This window comes from Croceimicrobium sp., assembly GCF_965228705.1.
Lineage (GTDB): Bacteria > Bacteroidota > Bacteroidia > Flavobacteriales > Schleiferiaceae > Croceimicrobium.
In genome coordinates this window covers 1920585-1940000 of record NZ_OZ245832.1, presented here as the reverse complement: position 1 = coordinate 1940000, position 19416 = coordinate 1920585, and the positions used below count along the sequence as shown (strand labels likewise).

At 44.1% G+C, this 19416-nt stretch carries 17 protein-coding genes and 2 rRNA genes (1 of these 19 cut by a window edge); 10 read left to right on the top strand and 9 right to left on the bottom strand.

All coding sequences use genetic code 11. The features are described from left to right. The 3 genes from ACO05P_RS08850 to ACO05P_RS08840 all read left to right on the top strand — a co-directional run. Window positions 1-561 (top strand): 23S ribosomal RNA (locus ACO05P_RS08850); it begins 2311 nt to the left of the window's first position. A gap of 50 nt (window positions 562-611) precedes the next feature. After that, a 5S ribosomal RNA gene (gene rrf / locus ACO05P_RS08845) occupies window positions 612-723 on the top strand. A gap of 130 nt (window positions 724-853) precedes the next feature. Then, entirely contained in the window at window positions 854-2746 is a 1893-nt protein-coding gene (locus ACO05P_RS08840; protein WP_421750234.1) for a putative porin, read from the top strand. Here ACO05P_RS08840 and ACO05P_RS08835 read toward each other — a convergent pair. Beyond that, complete coding sequence (locus tag ACO05P_RS08835) at window positions 2743-3927, bottom strand: asparagine synthetase B (RefSeq protein WP_421754893.1); 1185 nt, start codon at window positions 3925-3927, stop codon at window positions 2743-2745. The genes ACO05P_RS08840 and ACO05P_RS08835 overlap by 4 nt on opposite strands. Window positions 3928-3994: 67 nt before the next feature. Further along, window positions 3995-5524: a replicative DNA helicase gene (gene dnaB, locus ACO05P_RS08830; RefSeq protein WP_421750233.1), complete on the bottom strand. Its 1530-nt coding sequence runs from the start codon at window positions 5522-5524 to the stop codon at window positions 3995-3997. Window positions 5525-5577: 53 nt separating this feature from the next. Between dnaB and ACO05P_RS08825 the strand changes: the two genes are divergently transcribed. The 5 genes from ACO05P_RS08825 to ACO05P_RS08805 are packed head-to-tail and all read left to right on the top strand — an operon-like array spanning window position 5578 to window position 10229. Beyond that, window positions 5578-6858, top strand: a complete 1281-nt coding sequence (locus tag ACO05P_RS08825) for a hypothetical protein (RefSeq protein ID WP_421750232.1) — start codon at window positions 5578-5580, stop codon at window positions 6856-6858. 1 nt (window position 6859) lies between these two features. Continuing rightward, window positions 6860-8440 carry an endonuclease gene (locus ACO05P_RS08820; RefSeq protein ID WP_421750231.1) on the top strand — a complete coding sequence of 527 codons (1581 nt, stop codon included), beginning with the start codon at window positions 6860-6862 and terminating at the stop codon, window positions 8438-8440. A 46-nt stretch (window positions 8441-8486) separates the two neighbouring features. Further along, on the top strand, window positions 8487-8786 hold the full coding sequence (locus ACO05P_RS08815; protein ID WP_421750229.1) for a hypothetical protein: 300 nt from the start codon (window positions 8487-8489) through the stop codon (window positions 8784-8786). Next, window positions 8783-9493 carry an FISUMP domain-containing protein gene (locus ACO05P_RS08810; RefSeq protein WP_421750228.1) on the top strand — a complete coding sequence of 237 codons (711 nt, stop codon included), beginning with the start codon at window positions 8783-8785 and terminating at the stop codon, window positions 9491-9493. Before ACO05P_RS08815 ends, ACO05P_RS08810 begins: the two co-directional genes overlap by 4 nt. Window positions 9494-9545: 52 nt before the next feature. Next, a complete protein-coding gene (locus ACO05P_RS08805; RefSeq protein ID WP_421750226.1) occupies window positions 9546-10229 on the top strand; it encodes an FISUMP domain-containing protein in 684 nt (227 codons plus the stop codon). Window positions 10230-10666: 437 nt separating this feature from the next. Here ACO05P_RS08805 and ACO05P_RS08800 read toward each other — a convergent pair whose 3' ends face one another. From ACO05P_RS08800 to tgt, 6 genes are all read right to left on the bottom strand, one after another. Continuing rightward, entirely contained in the window at window positions 10667-12088 is a 1422-nt protein-coding gene (locus ACO05P_RS08800) for a DUF4173 domain-containing protein (RefSeq protein WP_421750225.1), read from the bottom strand. 54 nt (window positions 12089-12142) lie between these two features. Continuing rightward, window positions 12143-12436, bottom strand: coding sequence for a winged helix-turn-helix domain-containing protein (locus tag ACO05P_RS08795; protein ID WP_421750224.1), 294 nt, complete (start codon window positions 12434-12436; stop codon window positions 12143-12145). Continuing rightward, window positions 12433-13035 (bottom strand): hypothetical protein, encoded by a 603-nt coding sequence (locus ACO05P_RS08790; RefSeq protein ID WP_421750223.1) that lies wholly within the window; start codon window positions 13033-13035, stop codon window positions 12433-12435. Before ACO05P_RS08790 ends, ACO05P_RS08795 begins: the two co-directional genes overlap by 4 nt. Window positions 13036-13168: 133 nt before the next feature. Further along, window positions 13169-14119: an acetyl-CoA carboxylase carboxyltransferase subunit alpha gene (locus tag ACO05P_RS08785; protein WP_421750222.1), complete on the bottom strand. Its 951-nt coding sequence runs from the start codon at window positions 14117-14119 to the stop codon at window positions 13169-13171. 131 nt (window positions 14120-14250) lie between these two features. Then, window positions 14251-15339, bottom strand: coding sequence for an LptF/LptG family permease (locus ACO05P_RS08780; protein WP_421750221.1), 1089 nt, complete (start codon window positions 15337-15339; stop codon window positions 14251-14253). After that, entirely contained in the window at window positions 15336-16466 is a 1131-nt protein-coding gene (gene tgt / locus ACO05P_RS08775) for a tRNA guanosine(34) transglycosylase Tgt (protein WP_421750220.1), read from the bottom strand. The genes ACO05P_RS08780 and tgt overlap by 4 nt, the downstream gene beginning before the upstream one ends. 85 nt (window positions 16467-16551) lie before the next feature. Here tgt and ACO05P_RS08770 point away from each other — a divergent pair, with 85 nt between their 5' ends. After that, a complete protein-coding gene (locus ACO05P_RS08770) occupies window positions 16552-17661 on the top strand; it encodes a glycosyltransferase (protein WP_421750219.1) in 1110 nt (369 codons plus the stop codon). Window position 17662: 1 nt separating this feature from the next. After that, window positions 17663-18283 carry a 16S rRNA (guanine(527)-N(7))-methyltransferase RsmG gene (rsmG, locus tag ACO05P_RS08765; RefSeq protein WP_421750218.1) on the top strand — a complete coding sequence of 207 codons (621 nt, stop codon included), beginning with the start codon at window positions 17663-17665 and terminating at the stop codon, window positions 18281-18283. A gap of 5 nt (window positions 18284-18288) precedes the next feature. Here the strand turns inward: rsmG and ACO05P_RS08760 are convergent, their stop codons facing one another. After that, a complete protein-coding gene (locus tag ACO05P_RS08760; protein WP_421750217.1) occupies window positions 18289-19398 on the bottom strand; it encodes a cytochrome-c peroxidase in 1110 nt (369 codons plus the stop codon). Window positions 19399-19416 lie beyond the last annotated feature (18 nt).

Genomic DNA, 19416 nt, shown 5'->3' with positions numbered 1-19416 from the left:
GCAATGGCATAAGGGCGCTTAACTGTGAGACCTACAAGTCGATCAGGTGCGAAAGCAGAGCATAGTGATCCGGTGGTTCCGTATGGAAGGGCCATCGCTCAAAGGATAAAAGGTACTCCGGGGATAACAGGCTGATCTCCCCCAAGAGCTCACATCGACGGGGGGGTTTGGCACCTCGATGTCGGCTCGTCACATCCTGGGGCTGGAGAAGGTCCCAAGGGTTGGGCTGTTCGCCCATTAAAGTGGCACGCGAGCTGGGTTCAGAACGTCGCGAGACAGTTCGGTCTCTATCTATTGCGGGCGTTAGAAATTTGAAGGGAGCTGACTTTAGTACGAGAGGACCGAGTCGGACAAACCTCTAGTGCACCTGTTGTGGCGCCAGCTGCATCGCAGGGTAGCTATGTTTGGATGAGATAAGCGCTGAAAGCATATAAGCGCGAAACTCGCCCTAAGATGAGATTTCTTTTAAGGGTCGTTCGAGATCAGGACGTTGATAGGCTACAGGTGTAAAGGCAGTAATGTCATAGCCGAGTAGTACTAATTACCCGTAAGCTTTTAAATGCAGATCCCATGTATTCATTACTCTCAGTGTGTCGATCTTATTAACGATTTATGGTGACTATGGCAGTGGGGATCACCTCTTCCCATCCCGAACAGAGCAGTTAAGCCCACTTGCGCAGATGGTACTAGGGTAACACCTGGGAGAGTATGTCGTCGCCAATCTTTCAACGAGCCTCTACGTTTAGCGTAGAGGCTTTTTTTTTGCCATTTTTCTCCTCTATGCCCCATATTTGGCACCCTCCTTGCAATTTTATTGTGCTGTGCGAGTTCACCAATTAGCTACCTTCGCGGCATGATGCGAAATACCATCTTTCTACTTTTACTCAGTCTCGGTCTGGCCGCTCAAAAAACCAGTCCTGATGCTCTTAAACCCCAGTTTAGCCATCAGTATTTCTATTGGCAACAACAAGGTTTCTATTTCATTGATACCAGCCTAAGCTCTCTAAATTGGTACCATCAACTTAATAATGCCCTTTCGGATGATTATGGCAAATTAGTCTTGATGAACCTCGGAGGTCCACGCAATAATTTGATCCTTCAAGGTTTGAGGCCATTGGAAGACTTTCAAAGCTTTGGACCCTTTCAAGATTATTTTGTGAATCCCGAAAGAGTAGCCTACTACCAAGTACGTTCTCCATTAACCGGTGCGCGTTACGTAAATGGTTATGAGCGCGGTCAATTGTTCAGAATCTATCATAGTCAGAATATCACCAAGAATTGGAACTTCTCGGTGCAATACCGTCGCTTAAATAGCCTGAGCTTCTATATCAATGATCAGAATAAGCAATCCAGCTTCTTAATTAACAGTCATTACCAAAGCCCTAAAGGAGCGTACCAGCTATGGGCCTATTTCGCAAGCGAGAAGTTGGAACTCCAAGAGAATGGTGGAATCATACATGATTCTGTTTTTACCGATAATCTCGAATCTTCAAGAACACTATTAATCACCCGCTTTGATCAGGACCAAAGAGCCGTGTACAATCGTGATTACTTCATCGATCATCAGATCGACTTCTGGAAGCTATTTAAGAAGAAGGTAAAGGCTCCGGTGGATACCTTACCAGATTCCTTGCAAGTCAAAAGTCCGGAGCCAGAAAAACAACGCAGTATCATTTTAGGGCATAATGCACGCTTTAACCGTCGGGCATTTGCTTATTATGGTAGATCCAATGATGTATATGATCAGTATTATTTTGATCAAGATGGGGTATATACAGATAGTCTGCGCTACGCATCATTATACAATGAAGCATATCTACAAACCATAATAGGAGATAGTAGCCGCTTTAATTTAAAGGCGGGAGCTTTTCATCAATACCTGGAGTACAGCAATGCCTATTTCGAAACCGGAGCCCAGCATTTTGGGGTGAATGCTCAATTACAAGGAAACTATAAGCAGTATTTCGATTTACAGTCTGAAGGAAAATACATCCTGACTGGCCCCTTCGCCAATAACTTTGAATTGAAAGCCCGACTGCAGGGAACTTTCTTTAAGAGCTTAGGTGCCTTTGCAGGCTACAGTATTCAGAATAAGGCGCCAGACTTTTTCCAGCAAGTCTACATCAGTAATAATGTAATCTGGAATCAAGATTTCGGGCCGGTTCTAAGCAATGAGCTGCAATTTGGTTTGCAATGGGGAAGGTCCAACTTTCTACGCTTTCGCACTTTTGGGGCTTCAGACTATGTGTATTTCGGAACAGATCTTAAACCGCTTGTGGCTCCGGATTTAGTGGCTTATCAGAGTATTGATCTGAAACAAGACTTTTATCTCTGGAATTTGCTGCATTTAGATAATCAGGTGACCTATCAGATTGCATTAAATAATGCCGATCGTTATATGCCCCTTCCGGAATGGGTGAACCGACATGCTTTGTATTTCGAGTTCCCTATGTTTAAGCGTGCCTTAAAGGTATTAGTAGGTGCCGAAGCCACTTATTTCAGTGCCTTCCAAAGTCCATCTTATTCAACGGCTACTGGCCAGCTTTATATAGCAAATGAATATCCTGTAGGAGATTATTTTATGGTAGATGCCTTTGCACAGTTTAAAGTGGCCAAAGCCGTGATCTTCCTTAAAATGCAAAACCTTACTCAGGGAATGGTGGCCTATAATTATTGGGCCGCTCCTCATTATCCTTTAAATGACAGGGTATTCCGAGTAGGTGTAAACTGGCGTTTCTTTAACTAGGTTTTCTGATTCTTTTTCTTCGCGGCAGGAAAAAGAATATTATTCAGAATTAGGCGATAACCGGGTGAAGTAGGATAGAGTTCCAATTCTGTTTTCGGATCTCCCACTCGATGTTGATAATCTTCAGGATCATGCCCGCCATAATAAGTCCAGGTGCCCATACCAAGCTCACCATGAATATAGCGTGCTTCACCAGCGGCTTTAAATTCACCAAGAATCAGGACATCACTCTTAATTAAATCCTTTCGGAAAGCAGTTGTTTGTCCCATAAAGCCCTTTACCATTTGCACGTGGTTTTGGGTTAGCATGGTAGGTACAATATCCCATTTGGCCGAAAACTCAAAGAGGCTGAAGTAATCTCTTTCTTCTGCAATCTTCCGTCCATTGGTTACATCAATATTGCTGAACTCATAAACATTGGGATTCTGCACCAATTGAAAATTCTCAAAAGCATTGCAGCGGTCGAAATTCAGTTTGTTTTGATAGTTAGGCTCTGCAGCATCACCATCAAACATGGGTTCACAGATATCTACATTTAGAGCGGCAAGGGAAATTTCATAGCTGTCGGTAGCAGAACACATGGCAAAGAGAAAGCCTCCGCCAATAGTATACTCTCGAATCTTTTCGGCCACCGCACTTTTCAATTCACTTACCTTGGCAAAACCTAATTCGGCGGCCAGGGCTTCTTGTTCTCGTTTTTGTTCAATATACCAAGGAGCGGTGCGGAATGCGGCATAGAAACGTCCATATTGTCCGGTGAAATCTTCGTGGTGCAAGTGTAGCCAATCGTATTTAGGTAGGAGGTCATTAATTACCTCTCGGTCGTAAACTACATCGTAAGGAATCTCAGCATAGGTAAGAACCAGCGTTACAGCATCATCCCAAGGCTGTTTGCTCTTTGGAGAGTATACCGCAATTTTAGGCGCCGTTTCTAATTTTACGATGGATTGATTTACAGCTGGACTGCTAATAGCCTCGCGAATACTGCTGGCTGTGGCATCATCAATAACTTCATAGGATACATTGCGAATGCGGCATTCCAGCTTGAGCTTTTCATCAAATGGAATTAAAAAACTGCCCCCACGATAATTGAGAAGCCATTCGATTTCAACGCCGCGTTCCAAAGCATAATAGGCAATACCATAAGCTTTGAGATGTTCCTTTTGGCCTTCCTCATCCATAGGAATGAGCAATTGAATAGCCTGGGCCTGCAGGGCCAATAACAATAAAAAGAGAAGCGCGATTTTCCTAGAAAGGAATGTCATCATCATTAGGGTCATTACTAAAACCGCCACCGCCATCCATGGAGTGGTCGCCGCCCAGGAACTGGTCATTATTCAGTTTGGATTCCAGTACCAGCGGACCATTGTCCATGTCTTCCAAATCCGAGAACTTGGCCATGGCGCCTTCAAAGCGCAGACGAACGTCGGATAAACTACCATTACGGTGTTTAGCGATAATCAGTTCGGCTTTGCCCTCGGCCGGATCACCGTCGCGGAAGGTTTCTATATCATAATATTCAGGACGGTAGATAAAACATACGATATCCGCATCCTGTTCGATCGCTCCAGATTCCCGTAAGTCAGAAAGCTGGGGTCGCTTATCACCGGCTCGGGACTCTACCGCCCGACTAAGCTGCGATAGTGCAATTACCGGAATATTCAGTTCCTTGGCGATACTCTTCAAGGAACGTGAGATGGTTGAGATTTCTTGTTCCCGGTTACCACCAGAGCTCTTTTGGCCACCTACGGTCATCAGCTGCAGGTAATCAATCACGACCATTCCAACACCATGTTGGGCAACCAAACGTCGGCATTTAGCGCGTAGGTCGAATACCGAAATTGCCGGCGTATCATCAATAAAGAGCGGAGCATTTTCCAAGGCACGTACTTTGGTGAGCAATTGCTGCCACTCCGCATCATTAAGGGTTCCTTTTCGTAATTTCTCAGAGCTTAAGCCGGTTTCGCTGGAGATCAAACGCGTAATCAACTGTACTGCCGCCATCTCCAGTGAGAATACTGCCACCGGTGTTTTATGGTCGATTACCATATTACGCGCCATACTCAATACGAAGGCGGTTTTACCCATACCAGGACGTGCAGCAAGGATAATTAAATCCGAGGGCTGCCAACCGGCGGTAATCCGATCTACCTCCGTAAAACCACTGGGAACACCACTTAAACCTTCTTTCTTCGAAATCTCTTCAATGCGGTTAATGGCTTCTTTTACCAGATCCCGGGCACTCTCGTAGTTCTTTACAATATTGCTATGCGCAACTTCAAAAAGATCCTGTTCTGCCTCGTCCAGCAAGTCAAATACATCAGTAGTTTCATCAAAACTCTTATCGATGATATTGCTAGCTACTTTAATCATCTCCCGCTGAATGTGCTTTTGCACAATTACCCGGGCATGATATTCGGAGTGGGCCGAAGAGGAAACTTTATTGCTAAGCTCAATCAGATAATGCTCGCCACCAGCGGCTTCCAGCTCACCATTAATGCGTAATTCATTGGCAACGGTTAAAATATCTACCGGTTCACTTCGCCCAAAGAGCTCTTTTACCGTTTTAAAGATGAGGCCATGTTGCGCTTTGTAGAAACTTTCAGGACTTAAGATATCGATCACAGCGTTAATAGCACTGTTATCGATAAGGACTGCACCTAAAACCGCTTCTTCAAAACTTACTACCTGTGGAGGAATTCGACCTTGATCGAGGGCTACCACTGATTGTTTAGCTTGAGGCCTAAAAGAATTTTGCGGATTTTTGTTCGCGTCCATACTTGAATAGAGAGCTTCTGTACATTAATGCTGAGCCTCCAAAAATACCAATTGTGAAACGCTTATTTTCATTTTTCACGACTTCTTTTGGAATCCTTTCCATTCTCTTGCTGGCTCTGGGATGCAGCGAGGAAGAACCTGCATATCCGGAACTAAAAATTCTAAATTCTCTACCTTCTAATATAGCCTTTGGTGATACGCTGATTATTCAGTTTGAAGCTGAGCCTATTACGCAGTACCGCATCAATATTTTAGAGGGCGATAAGGTTTTAAGTTCCCAATTCCGGCCTTTATACCGGGATGGAAACTTTTTTGAAGCAGAAGTGATTTTTAAGGATCGATATCTCAGTTCCGGAAATTATGACTTAAGGCTAAGGGCTTATAATGAAGGACAATTCCTAAGTAATTTCCATTCTTTTCGATACACAGAATTGCCGGCAGAGCAAACGGGTTTTGCGCTCTTGAACGATCAAAGTTTGGTGTTTTTGGATGTGAATGGACTAAAAGTTCGGGAGTATAACCTGAATCAGTCATTTGATCGACTTAAAATTTCACCGCGTGATTCGCTGATATATTTAATCTCTCTTCAAGATAATGGAATTGAAGTACGGCATCTCCGAGACTTCAGTGAAGTTGGCTTTATGCCAGCCCCATTAGGCGCCAATCAAATATCTTTCACTGATGTGCTAAAAGTCGATGATGATTTTTATCTCTTACAGCGAAATGGCTATATCCAAAAAATAGGGGAGGGCACAATACAGGGCAGTCGCTTTATTGGGCTAAGCGGACAGCAATACTATGCACGCACGGCGACCTGGTTCGATGAGCAATTAGCCGTATTTAGTGCATTTGGTGATGGAAGTAGCGCCCAATTGGAAGTTTATAGCTCCAATTTATTAGGGCAATTATACACTTATCCATTGGTGGGGAATAGTCCACGCTTGGCGGCATTAAATCAGGATGAACTGGCAATTTTAATTCGCAAGCCTGGAGGGGGTATTTGGGAACTAAATCGCTATCGAAAATCAGATCAATCCTATACCAATCTGGAAACATTTACCGATGAAACCCTTTATGATGCTGCAGCTATCGCTCCGTCTGACTTGGTTTACAGTACCGCATCAGGATTATATCGCTATTCAAGTATGGGTGGTGGGAATGCGCAATTTATAGATCCTCGTTCCTTCGATAATTTTCAAATCTCCAAAACTAATGGGGCCTTCTATTTACAAAATGGCAACCTTGTTCAGCGCTTGCTTCTCAATAATAATCTGCAATTTGCGGCCTCAAGTTCCAAGCTCTTAAAAGACTATGAAATTCTCTATAATAAGTAAGATGAAGGTCCTTAACACTTTGTCAATTAGTATTTTATTGGCCACAGGCCTCTCGGCGCAAAGCCTGATTTCCCTGGATGGTGATTTAAACTTTCCAGCCACCGATGAGCTGCAAGCCAGTACCCAAAGCTTAAGACTTTATAATCCGAATAGTTATCCCATAAGTGTAGAGGCGGTAGATCGCTTTGAAATTTATGGTAATAAGGTCTTTAGTTTAAGTGACAGCATTTTTACCGTGATGCCCAGTGATACATTTAGCCTAACAGTGAGCTTTTTACCTGAACATAATATTCAGCATGAGCAGGTTCTGGTCTTTAGAAGTACCAATGGTTTTGGTCATACCGCAGTAGGCTTAAGCGGACAGGGAACCTATTCTAAAAGTTACTATAGCACTACTCAAAACAAGGAACAGCAAGCCTTAAAGAATGCCTTAAATAGCCGTTTGGCACAAGGCTATAGCGATCAAGGCTATAATGGAGCCCGCGATTTGATGTATGGCAGCATTGATAATGTGGGCGGACAGGTAGAATGTGTGTATACCGGTCGTACCGCAACTTTCAATACTCGGAGTGGAGCCAATACCAACAGCTTCAATTGTGAGCATACCTTTCCGCAGGGCTTTTTTAACTCCAATGTGCCCATGCGTAGCGACATCCATCATTTGTTTCCCACGGATGTAACCGCAAATAGTCGACGGGGTAATGATCCCTTTGGGGTGGTGGGAACTGCCTCTTGGTCGCAAGGCGGATCCAAATCGGGAGGTGGAAAGTTCGAGCCCCGCGATGCGCATAAAGGAGCGGCGGCCAGGGCGATGATGTATTTCGTGATACGCTATCAGGATTATGCCAACCATTTTTCCGGACAAGAAACCATCCTAAGACAATGGCATGATCAATTTCCTCCATCCGCGGCAGAACAGGCACGTAATACTGCGATTTATAATGTGCAGAATAACCGTAATCCTTTTGTGGATTATCCGCAGTTCATAGAGCGAATTAGTGATGTGGACGGAACGGCATCGGCTGCAGATCGTTTTGAGCAATACTATTCGGATGATACTATCTTTTTGGCTCAGGGACCAGCTTTGCAACGTAGCTATAGCTTTGTGATCTACAATGATGGCAATAAGGATATGGGGGTGGAAAATTTGACCTTAAGTGATCCAGACTTAAATTTTACGGCTGCTACACCCACAACCTTTTTATTAAGCCCAGGTGATTATCAAGTACTAGAGATCGAGTTTCAGGCCCAGAAGAATTACCAGGCAACCATGGCCTTTCGCCAATTGGGAGACTCCGATTCCATCACAATTCCTATCATCTCAGGTCCTGCCTTATCGCTTTTGGCTTTCGCCGATGCGCCGTCCATTCGCTTTTATCCTAATCCCGTAAAAGGGTTTTTACAAGTACAGTCGGTAGAAGAAATTACTTCCCTTCAAATTATTGATGCGGCTGGGGCGATGCATGCCTTACCATTGGAAAAACAAATTGATCTTAGCGATTTTACTCCTGGGGTATATACTTTGATCTATAGAGAGAAATCAAACGCGGACCTTTACCAGGAGCGAATCATCATTCAGTAGTAAAGACTTTTATTTAGCCATATAAGGCGAAAGCCAAGAAATTTCTATGTCAGATATACAAGATCAAATTTCGAAACAAGGCATCCTGGATCCGGCTTTTCGGAAAAAGAAATTGCGGATGTATTTCATTCGCACGGCCATTGCCATTGCTTTGTATTGGGCTTTTTGGTCGGTAAGCTGGGTGCCTTATACCCTTTGGTTTTATGTGCCTATTAATCTACTGGGCTTAGCTATGATCGTAGTAGTTCCCAGGTTTTTAGAATCCAAACTACGCAAGGCAGAAGCAGCCATGGAAGATTCTCAGGCCATTGAAGTAGAGGCGGAAATAATCGACGAAGACAAATGAATAAACTAATCAAAGGAAGCTTAGCACTTTTTAGCCTCAGCCTAATTTTATTATCCTGCACTACAGCACAAGAGGAAGTACTGCCTGAAGGGGCAGTGCGCGTGGGGAATCAGATTTGGATGGATCACAACCTCAATGTAAAAACCTTTCGCAATGGCGATGCAATCGAAGTATGCCAAGATCCTGAATGTTGGATTGAAGCCTATCGCAATAAAAAGCCAGCCCTACTTTATTTTAATTTCGATGAAGCTGCCAATGCCCAATACGGAGCCCTTTATAATGTGTGGGCCCTGTTAGACGAGCGCGGTTTAGCTCCGGAAGCTTGGCGCCTTCCTTTGCAGAAAGATATCGATAGTTTATTTAAGGATCAGAGCATCCCTTATTTCTTGCGATCTAAGGGCTCAGTGCACGATGGCAGCGGCTTATGGAAACAGGTCTCTTATACCTTTACCGCACAGCAAGATACTTTTGGTTTTAATGCCCAACCGGTAGGTGAAGTACCAGGCTATGTGGAAGCCCTTAATGAGGTGGATTTTAATGCCTGGGGGGAGCGGGTTTCCTGGTGGACCGCCAGCCCACTTGAAAATCATCCAGATGTTTTACGGTTTTGGACTCTCTATCAAGGGCGGCATGGAAATTTCCATGGTCAAATGGCTGGAGCGCGGATTGATGCTGCTGCGGGTCATTATGTACGCTGTCTTAAATAGGCTAAACTGCCTCCAATCAGCTAATTGATTATTTTAGGAGGCAATTTTGCTTATGAAGAAACTAATATTCAATGCCTTCTGCCTATTGTTTTTAAGCGGGGCGAAGGCTCCATCTCAATATCAGGAGGTAAGTATAGGCAGTCAGGTTTGGATGAATAAAAACCTGGTGGTCACTTCCTTTCGCAATGGAGACCCTTTGAAGTATTGTTGGAACCAGGAAGAGTGGATTAAGGCTATCGAGAATAAACGCCCTGCTTATACCTATTATAATTTCGATCCTAAAGAAGGGGCCCGCTACGGCTGTATCTACAATCAGTTTGCAGTGGCCGATCGCAGACCCCTGGCTCCGGAGGGATGGCGTCTTCCGGTACTTCAGGACTTAACTAAATTGCAACAAAGTGATCCCCAGTTGGCCTATACCCTGCGTAGCAAAGGCAACCAAAAGGATGGCGATGGCGCCTGGTTGCACAAGCACTATGCATTTACGGAACGCCAGGATCAATATGGCTTTGGTGCTTTACCGGCAGGGGAGCTGGTCGTTTTTGGCTCTTCCAATTTGGTGCAATTTGTGGGTGAGGGTACCCTGGCCCGTTGGTGGACCCGCAGTACTCCTGCCGCAACGCCCAATTTGCAAATCGTTTGGAGTATCAAACAGAATTTTGGTAGCATGCAATTAGAGTTGGGTAAGACCAGTCCTAATTATGCTGGGCATTATGTGCGATGTATAAAGGAATAATTCATTTGTGAAGACTATAGATGATAAAAGACATGTCCCAGTTTTACTTTGGGCCGTCTTTGCCTTTGTTTGTTTTGTCCTGAGTTTTGTACTTACGGGTAATGGATTTGAATTTGAAAATGAAGGTCAACTTTTCAATATTCAATTATCCCATGTCCTGTTGTGGACAACAGGCATTAGTATTTTGTATAGTTTTTATTATAGGCTCAGTCACACAATGGTCGCCTTAGTTCTTTCCATTTTCCACTTTTTAAGTTCCTTGCTGTTTTTCTACTATGTGTTAGCCCTATTTTATCCTTCGCTGCAGGTTCCTTATACTTATGGCTATTTTCACAGCTGGCCAGAAACATGGTGGTCCACCATTTGGCGTTTGTTTTTAGTTAGTCAAGCATGGTGGCTCTTGCATCAGCTATGGCTTTTTTTAGTAGCTCATCGAGTTATTGTACTTCCCTCTCGAAAGCACTAAAAACATAGTTTCGATAGCAATTCCAATCCCGCCAGCTCTTAAGATGCTTCTTTTGCTGAACTGAGTTTTTCATTCTCTCCAGAAAATCTCGGGTATAGCGGTACTCTTCCGATCCTTCCGGCATCTTTTGTATATAGTTTTCTAATTCCACCAAATCTGGACGGGCTAGGCTTTGGATGTAATAGAGGTCTTTGGCCTGAGCATAGCGCAGATTATAACGGGTGATACAAAGATCATAAGGGATTAGGGCGTAGATCATGACCAGAGCATAACCTAATACACTTAAGCGATTAAAGAAATACCAATTGCTACGCGCATGTTTGATTTTACGAATCATCAAGACCAAACCTAAACTTACGGCCAAGAGACAGGCAAAAACTCCGATACGTTTATAGGTAAGTCCATAGACTTCTACATAAAGCATGTTTTTATAGGCGGTAATCAAAGCCAGCGCCAGGTTTTGGATAATCCAAAATTGAGCGATTTTACGAATGCGATGTACTTGATCATGAAAATTCAGGGCTCCTCTAAAAAAGATCACCATCAGCCCAAGAGCGAGAGCCATAGAGAAGATTAAAGAGTAAAAACCCTGGTGAACATATTCCGAATAGCTCATACCACTGGGTAGTTTTCCGCTGAAGATGACTACTAAGTCGCTTAGGTTCATAATGACCAGCATTCCAGAGACAATGATTAAGCTCCATTTGGCGATGGGAAACTCGGGATGATCTCTGGGGTAATCCGCTGAAGTAAGATTTTCTGGTAGTTCATTGATGCGCTCTAAAGCTTTCATTCGATAAAAGCGAATCAGGCCATAGAGCAAAAGGTAGATTCCCAGGCTACTCCAAACTAAATCGCCTTCAAACTCTGGCCATTGAATACCGTCCAACACCTTGCTGAATAGGGGATTGCTTAAGGCATAAAGGAAAGCGAAAACAACAACGATAATACTAACAAGAATTATAGCGGCCCAGCGATTGTTATTTTGAACTTGCTTCACTTCCTGCTCTTGCAGGCTTTCGGACTGTGGAGGGCTGGGCTTAGGAGCCCAATGCTTAAAAGGACTGGCCACCATAGAGAGGATTCCTTGAAAAGGAAGGAGCAGACTGCTATTTGACACAGCAGCCATGCTCCACATCAGCAGATAGCTCAGGTACCAGAAAAAGACACTTAGTGCTTGCGGGTACAGGCTCAGGTATAATGCGATACATAAATGAGGTAGAATAGCTAGTGCCTTTCTTTTTAAGGGGATTTCAGAGTATAGAAAGAGAAGAGCCAGAACCGAAAGGCTACTAAAAAGGCTGGCGTTTAATCCATAGCTAACATCATCAAAAAGAAAGGCGGCACTAATTGCCAGGCTCCAGGTGAGGTAAGGGCGAATTTTAGTTTTCATTTTTCTTGTTTTAAAAGTACTTTGAATTTCAAAGTGAATGGGTAAAAAAATAGATCAAGGCTTCAAGAGGCTTTCCAAAGCATTCAAATGTTCAGTAAAGGCTTTGCGGCCAAGAATGGATACATCATAGGTGGTATGCGATTTACGATCGAGAAAGGTTTTCTTCATTTCAACATAGTCTAACTTTTCGAGTGCGCGCAGGTGGCTGGCTAAATTTCCGTCGGTTACACCCAACAGTTCTTTCAAACGGTTAAAGCTCACCGCTTCATTCACCATTAAGACCGACATAATGCCCAGGCGCACTCGGTTTTCAAAAGCTTTATTAAGCTGATGGACCCATTCTTTCATGCCCGCTCAAACTTGAAGTACATGAAAAGTCCGTACACAATATGCAATAGGCCAAAGCCTATGGCCCAGAACAAGAGTCCGTGGCCCCACACAAAGGCGGCAATCAAACCCAAAATAATTTCAAGGATTCCCAGTTGGCGAATCATAGGAAAGGTATGGCGACTGGCATTAATTAAGGCCAATCCGTAAAATACCAAAGTGGCAGGTGCTACAAAGCCAATTGCACCGGCACGTATCAAAGCGATGGCAAAAAGTCCTCCGGTGGCAAGGGGAATACTAAGATTGATGAAAGCTAAGCGAGCGGATTCATCCCAAAGCTTTAAACCCTTTTTACGAGCATTTTTACGGGTAAAGAAAAAGGCAGTACCAATGGCCAGGATTAAACAGCCCAATGCCAATGCCATTAAATAGATCAAAGTACCGCGGGCATCCGTTCTACCGGCACCTGATTCTAATTTCAGGTAGGCCAAATAGGCTGCCGCCAAAGCATAGATACCGGCAAAAATTCCAGACAAACCACTTAAGGAGAGAAAGCGCACTGAGCGCTGCATCATCTGACGGATGTCTTTGAGGGCTTCAATATGTTCTTTCTGATCCATGGGAAAGTACTTTGCGTTACAAAGTTGAATAAACTTTTGGAATGTGCAAGGCCTCTATCGCAATTTTATTTACTTCGATGAATCCCTTAAGGTGGAAACAAAAAAGCCACTTCGATTAAGAAGCGGCTTTTTCTTATTTAGTAACGCCCATGCGCTCAAACTTCGCCATTCGCTTGGCGATGAGTTTGTCGGGCTCTGTATTCTTTAATTTGGAAATGTGGCTCAGTAATTCTTCTTTCAAAATTCCGAACATCTCGGTTGGATTCGTATGAGCTCCACCCATAGGTTCTTTAATGATCCCATCGATAAGCTTATTGCCAAACATATCCTTAGCCGTTAATTTTAAGGCTTCGGCAGCTTGCTCCTTATAATCCCATGAACGCCAAAGAATAGTCGAACAGTTTTCAGGAGAAATCACCGAATACCAGGTGTTTTCCAACATCAAAACCTGATCACCTACTCCAATACCTAAGGCTCCACCGGATGCACCTTCCCCAATAATCACACAGATAATGGGCACCTTAAGCTTCGACATCTCATAGATATTGCGAGCAATCGCCTCTCCTTGGCCGCGTTCCTCTGCTTCCAATCCGGGAAAGGCTCCCGGGGTGTCGATTAAAGTTACCACCGGGCGGTTAAATTTCTCCGCCATCTTCATCAGGCGTAGAGCCTTGCGATAGCCTTCGGGATTAGCCATACCGAAATTGCGATACTGACGCATTTTGGTATTTACCCCTTTTTGCTGCCCGATAAACATTACCGGCTCTTCATCAAGTAGACCCCAGCCACCAACCATGGCCTTATCGTCTTTTACATTGCGGTCACCGTGTAGTTCGATGAAATGTCCATCTGTCATCCCTTGAATATAGGCCAAAGTATAAGGCCTTTGGGGGTGACGAGATAATTGTACCACCTGCCAAGCAGTGAGGTTTTTATAAATATCCTTGCGGCTTTTATCGAGTTTCTTTTCGAGTTCCTTGATCTTATCAGACATATCTACTTCAGACTCGCTTTCTAAAGCGCGGACCTTTTCGATTTGATCGAGGATATCTTTTATAGGCTTTTCAAAGTCCAAATAATCCATATGTACTCCCTCTTAATGAAGATGCAAAGATGAAGAAAAAAGAGACTGAGCCAAAGCTTTAGTATCCCAGCCCCTAATTTAAAAGCGAGGTAGAAAATGAGGGTGCAGCTAAAGCCATGTAGCTAAGGCTTTTACTTAGGTGCGATGTAATAGAGATAGGCCGCAATCCCTGCAAATAATATGTTGGGTGTCCATACAGCCAAGAGTGGACTCATGCTTCCGACCGTTGCAAAAGTGGTCGAAATCTGCATAAAAAAGATATAGGTTACGCAGAGCACCAATCCGATGGCTACATTTAGTCCTAAGCCTCCTCGCGTTTTTCGTGAGGAGATACTCACACCTATGAGTACCAGGATATAGGTGGCAAAGGGCCAGGAAGTTCGCTGGTATTTTTGGATGAGGTAGTGATTGATATTTTCCGAACCTCGGATACGTTCAGCCTCAATGAAATCATTGAGTTCCGGGGTGTTCATCATTTCTACCGTATACAGGCGCGGGACGATGTCCATCGCTTCAAAATCAAATTCGCGCCGAAGTTTTAGTCCTTGCTCCAGATGCTCTTTACCCTCCTCATCTATGGTGCGTAAATCGTAATGATCCAGCACCCATTCATTGGTGGCGGTATCCAGTCGAATAAACTCGGCCTTTAACTTCGAAACCAATTTACCTTCTTCGATAATCTCATAGGTAAAGTGATAACCCGAGAAGCGTTTGGTATTGTAGTTTTCGAAGTATATGATATGTCCTGGTTTAATCTGCCGATGGATATTTCTAAAGCGCTCATCTTCCTTTTTGTCGATATAAGAGTGCTGAAATTCCAGGCGACTAACATTAGTATAAGGGATCACAAAGTGAGAGAGAAAGAAGCTGATAAGAGCAATAATGGTGGCGGAAACAAAGTAGGGGAACATCATTCGCCTAAAGCTTACTCCACCAGTTAAAATGGCTACGATCTCAGTATTAGCGGTCATCCGCGAGGTGAAGAAAATCGTGGCGATAAATACAATCATCGAAGAGAAGAGATTGCCATAGAACACGACGAAGTTCAAATAGTAGTCGATGATAATTTCACGGGTACTCGCACCGCGGGTTATGAAATCATCGATTTTTTCGGAAATATCAAAAACAATGGCAATGGCTAAAATCAGGGCAATGGTTAAAAAGAAGGTGCCCAGGAATTTCCCAATGATATAGCGATCTATGATTTTAAAAATCTTCACAAGCGACGTTGCAGTTTTTCGACCATTATGTTTTTCCAACTGGCAAAAGTACCGGCCTCAATTTGTTTTCGGGCTTCACCAGTTAACCATAAATAGAAGCCTAAATTGTGTACACTGGCAATTTGTCGACCCAAATATTCATTGGCGGCAAAAAGGTGACGTAAATAAGCTTTCGAATACTGGCTATCTACAAAAGTGGGGCCATTAGGGTCCAGGGGCCCGAAGTCGTCTTCCCACTTTTTATTCTTGATATTAATGATCCCTTCACTGGTAAAGATCATTCCATTGCGACCATTGCGCGTAGGCATTACACAATCGAACATGTCTACTCCCAGGGCAATATTTTCGAGAATGTTTGCAGGAGTACCTACTCCCATTAAATAACGGGCTTTGTCCTGAGGTAAAACATCGCAAACAATTTCACTCATGGCATACATTTCTTCCGCAGGTTCACCCACAGAGAGGCCCCCAATGGCATTACCATCGGCACCGAATTCGGCAATTGTCTCGGCACTCTTAATTCGCAAATCCTTATAGGTGCTCCCCTGAACAATGGGGAAGAGGCTTTGCTCGAAACCGTAGAGAGGATCATTTTCCTTTAGCCATTCACTGCAGCGCTGTAACCAGCGATGGGTCATGTCCATCGATTCGCGAGCATACTGGTAGGTGCTGGGGTAGGGTGGACATTCATCAAAGGCCATGATAATGTCGGCCCCAATATGTCTTTGGATTTCCATGGATTTCTCAGGGCTGAAGAAATGTCGGGATCCATCAATATGGGATTTGAAAGCCACACCTTCTTCAGTAATCTTGCGATTATTGGCGAGGCTGTATACCTGATAGCCTCCACTATCGGTGAGGATGGGTTTTTGCCAGTTCATAAACTGGTGTAAACCGCCTGCCCGATTGAGAATATCCGTACCCGGGCGTAAATACAAGTGGTAGGTATTTCCCAAGATGATTTGGGCCTTGATATCCTCGGCCAATTCTCTTTGATGCACAGCTTTAACCGAAGCAACGGTTCCCACTGGCATGAATATCGGAGTTTGAATTTCTCCATGCGCGGTTTGGATGGTCCCGCTACGCGCTTTTGATTCGGGATCCTGATGTTCCAAGCGAAATTGCATCCGGCAAAAATACGTTAATTAGCAGGCTTGAGGCTAGCTGAAATTGAATTCTGAAACCTGCTGAAAATCATTAATTTGCTGCATCATGAAACTGCTTCTTAATGTACTTTCCTACAGTTGGCTGCTTGCTGCTTTGGTTCTTTGGCTCTGGCATGGGCGGAGATATTATCGCTTGAGAAAGATTATAAAGCAGAAAGTCACCATTCCTTTAGATCCCGACTTAGCTCCATTGAGCTTAATTATTTGTTTTCGGAATGAAGCGGTAAATCTTAAACGCTTGCTATCGGAATGGTGTGAGCAGGATTATCCCGATTATGAAGTTATCATGGTGGATGATCATAGTACGGATAATGGGGCTGCATTAGTGCAAGAGGCCCAAGAACGCTATCCCTTTTTAAAATTGGTGAATGCTAGTGATGGCGGTGCGTCGGGGAAAAAGGCTGCCTTGCAAAGAGGAATTATCGCGGCTCAAAACGATGCGCTGGCATTTTGCGATGCCGATTGTAAACCGGCCAGCAAACATTGGTTGAAAGAGATTGGTCTACGCCTTAAAAAGAATGATGTCGTATTGGGCTATGGCCCGCTCCAAGGCGAAGGTTTTACCGCTTGGCTAAGTGATTATGAAACCGTGAATACAGCCCTCCGTTATTGGTCTTATGCCTCCATGGGTAAAGCTTATATGGGGGTGGGAAGAAATTTGGCCTATCGGAAATCATCAATGCAAGCGGTACAAGCCCTTAATAAACATCAGGATTTGCTTTCCGGTGACGATGATTTAACCTTGCGTGAAATGGCGGATGGATTAAAAGTGGTGTGCATGAGTCCGCAGCGCTCTTTTACTTATTCGCCGGCCCCCGCCAATTTAAAACAGTGGTGGCGCCAAAAGGGTAGGCATTATTCCACTGCCTGGCGCTATGAAAAAGGTGTGCGTTTTAGTTTAGCCCTGGAAGGCTTCCTCCAACTGCTATTTGCCCTGTTATTACCCATTGCATTTTGGCACTTGAACACTACCCTTGTATTGGCAGTTTTTATTGGGCGCTGGCTGTTTTCGGCCTATCCTGGCAAAATCCATAGGGATTTAATTCAGCATAAAGCACAAGCCTGGCTCTGGCCTTTTTTTGAAATGTTTTGGGCGATAGCCACTACTTTGTTGCACCTTCGCAACTTGATTTGGGGTGCCCCTAGCAAATGGTAATATGGAATTGATCCGCAAGTATTTTCCCGCTCTGAGTGAAGCGCAGTACAAGCAATTCGAACAGTTGCAAGCGCTATATGACGATTGGAATGCCAAAATAAATGTGATTTCTCGTAAGGATACCGATCACTTTTATGAAAGACATGTCTTACACTCTTTGGGCATAGCCAAAATTTGCCGTTTCAAAGATGGTGCTCAAGTACTAGACATTGGTACCGGAGGTGGATTTCCGGGTATTCCTTTGGCGATCTTGTATCCCGAAGCTCAATTTCATTTGGTAGACAGTATTGCCAAAAAGATTAAAGTTGTGGATGAGGTGGCTCAAGCCTTAGGACTACAAAATGTAAGAGCAGAACAAGCTCGAGCGGAAAAGGTGAAAGGTAGCTATGACTTCATAATTTCCAGAGCAGTAACCCAGATGCCCCGATTTATGGCCTGGACCCGAGGCAAACTTCGAAAAGGTAATGAAGCCGGATCCATGGCAAATGGCATTCTTTACCTTAAAGGTGGTGATCTGAGTGAAGAGCTCGCAGATTATCCTCGGGCCAAGCAATATCCTCTAGTCAAACATTTCGAGGAGGAGTTTTTCGAAACCAAAAAGGTAGTTTATTTAAAAGCCTAAGCTTTCTACTGCACGTGTGGGTTGCTAAAGGCCGTGTCCTCTAAGAACTCATAATCGGTAAGGGTACGCAAGAAGGCGGCTAAAGCTTGCTTTTGCCCTAAACTCCAGTTTCTACCGATACCGGCTGCTTTCATATTCGGATCGATATTCACGTGTTTGTGTCCGCCGAAATTGTAGAAACCAATCAAGCTATCCAGATTGGGAATGCTACCGTCGTGCATATAAGGGAAGGAGAATTCAACATTCCGTACACTAGGTACTTTAAACTTACCTACATCTGCTGGGTCGCCAGTTACTTCAGCCCGACCTTCATCCGTATAAACTGCTTTTAAACCATTATTTACGAACTGTAAATCACGACCAAAGGCGCCGAATAAATAGCGCGTTTCTCTTTCGCCATGGCAATGGAAACAATCACCACCAAAACCCCCGCTAGGGTCGAAGTCTGAAGTGAAAAGATCATAACCTCTCTGCTCAAGGGCGGTAAAAGTTTCACCGGTTTTTAAGCGGATTACCCGGTCAAATTTTGAATTCGCCGAAATAAGGGTTCGTTCGAATTGAGCAATAGACCTGGCAATGCGATCTTCTGTAATCTTTTCGCTGCCAAAAGCTGCCTTAAACATGGGCGGATAAAGGGGATTGGCGCTTAAACGTTGAATAACCGTAGAAAGGTCATTGTCCATTTCAATGCTATCACGAATGGGGTGTAATGACTGCTCTTCTAATGTTACTACACGACCATCCCAAAAGAAATTATCGTGGAAAGCTAAGTTGAAAAGAGGCATCGCTTTACGGCGCCCAAAAATGCCTCGGGTACCTACAGAAGTGGGGGTAGCATCAGTGAAAGCGCGTTCCTGCATATGACAAGATGCGCAGGAAATACTTTGATCATCTGAAAGGGCCTTTTCGTAAAAGAGGAACCGACCTAAGCGAATGCCTTCTACGGTCATAGGATTGTCGGCTGGAGTATTCGCTTGAGGAAATCCCGAGGGAACCTGTAAGGTATACGGTGTACCATAACTAATTGGTCCACTGGTATCCGGATCATCTTTACATCGGGAAACCATCAGGACAGCTCCCGTGATTAAGGCTAATGTAAACCACTTGCGATTCATCCTCTTCATTTTCAACGA

What these genes read in the sequence shown, in the direction of transcription:
- ACO05P_RS08840 (WP_421750234.1), top strand. Translation starts at nt 854, where the DNA reads ATGATGCGAAATACCATCTTTCTACTTTTACTCAGTCTCGGTCTGGCC.
- ACO05P_RS08835 (WP_421754893.1), bottom strand. Translation starts at nt 3,927, where the DNA reads ATGGATGAGGAAGGCCAAAAGGAACATCTCAAAGCTTATGGTATTGCC.
- dnaB (WP_421750233.1), bottom strand. Translation starts at nt 5,524, where the DNA reads ATGGACGCGAACAAAAATCCGCAAAATTCTTTTAGGCCTCAAGCTAAA.
- ACO05P_RS08820 (WP_421750231.1), top strand. Translation starts at nt 6,860, where the DNA reads ATGAAGGTCCTTAACACTTTGTCAATTAGTATTTTATTGGCCACAGGC.
- ACO05P_RS08815 (WP_421750229.1), top strand. Translation starts at nt 8,487, where the DNA reads ATGTCAGATATACAAGATCAAATTTCGAAACAAGGCATCCTGGATCCG.
- ACO05P_RS08810 (WP_421750228.1), top strand. Translation starts at nt 8,783, where the DNA reads ATGAATAAACTAATCAAAGGAAGCTTAGCACTTTTTAGCCTCAGCCTA.
- ACO05P_RS08805 (WP_421750226.1), top strand. Translation starts at nt 9,546, where the DNA reads ATGAAGAAACTAATATTCAATGCCTTCTGCCTATTGTTTTTAAGCGGG.
- ACO05P_RS08800 (WP_421750225.1), bottom strand. Translation starts at nt 12,088, where the DNA reads ATGAAAACTAAAATTCGCCCTTACCTCACCTGGAGCCTGGCAATTAGT.
- ACO05P_RS08795 (WP_421750224.1), bottom strand. Translation starts at nt 12,436, where the DNA reads ATGAAAGAATGGGTCCATCAGCTTAATAAAGCTTTTGAAAACCGAGTG.
- ACO05P_RS08790 (WP_421750223.1), bottom strand. Translation starts at nt 13,035, where the DNA reads ATGGATCAGAAAGAACATATTGAAGCCCTCAAAGACATCCGTCAGATG.
- ACO05P_RS08785 (WP_421750222.1), bottom strand. Translation starts at nt 14,119, where the DNA reads ATGGATTATTTGGACTTTGAAAAGCCTATAAAAGATATCCTCGATCAA.
- tgt (WP_421750220.1), bottom strand. Translation starts at nt 16,466, where the DNA reads ATGCAATTTCGCTTGGAACATCAGGATCCCGAATCAAAAGCGCGTAGC.
- ACO05P_RS08770 (WP_421750219.1), top strand. Translation starts at nt 16,552, where the DNA reads ATGAAACTGCTTCTTAATGTACTTTCCTACAGTTGGCTGCTTGCTGCT.
- rsmG (WP_421750218.1), top strand. Translation starts at nt 17,663, where the DNA reads ATGGAATTGATCCGCAAGTATTTTCCCGCTCTGAGTGAAGCGCAGTAC.
- ACO05P_RS08760 (WP_421750217.1), bottom strand. Translation starts at nt 19,398, where the DNA reads ATGAATCGCAAGTGGTTTACATTAGCCTTAATCACGGGAGCTGTCCTG.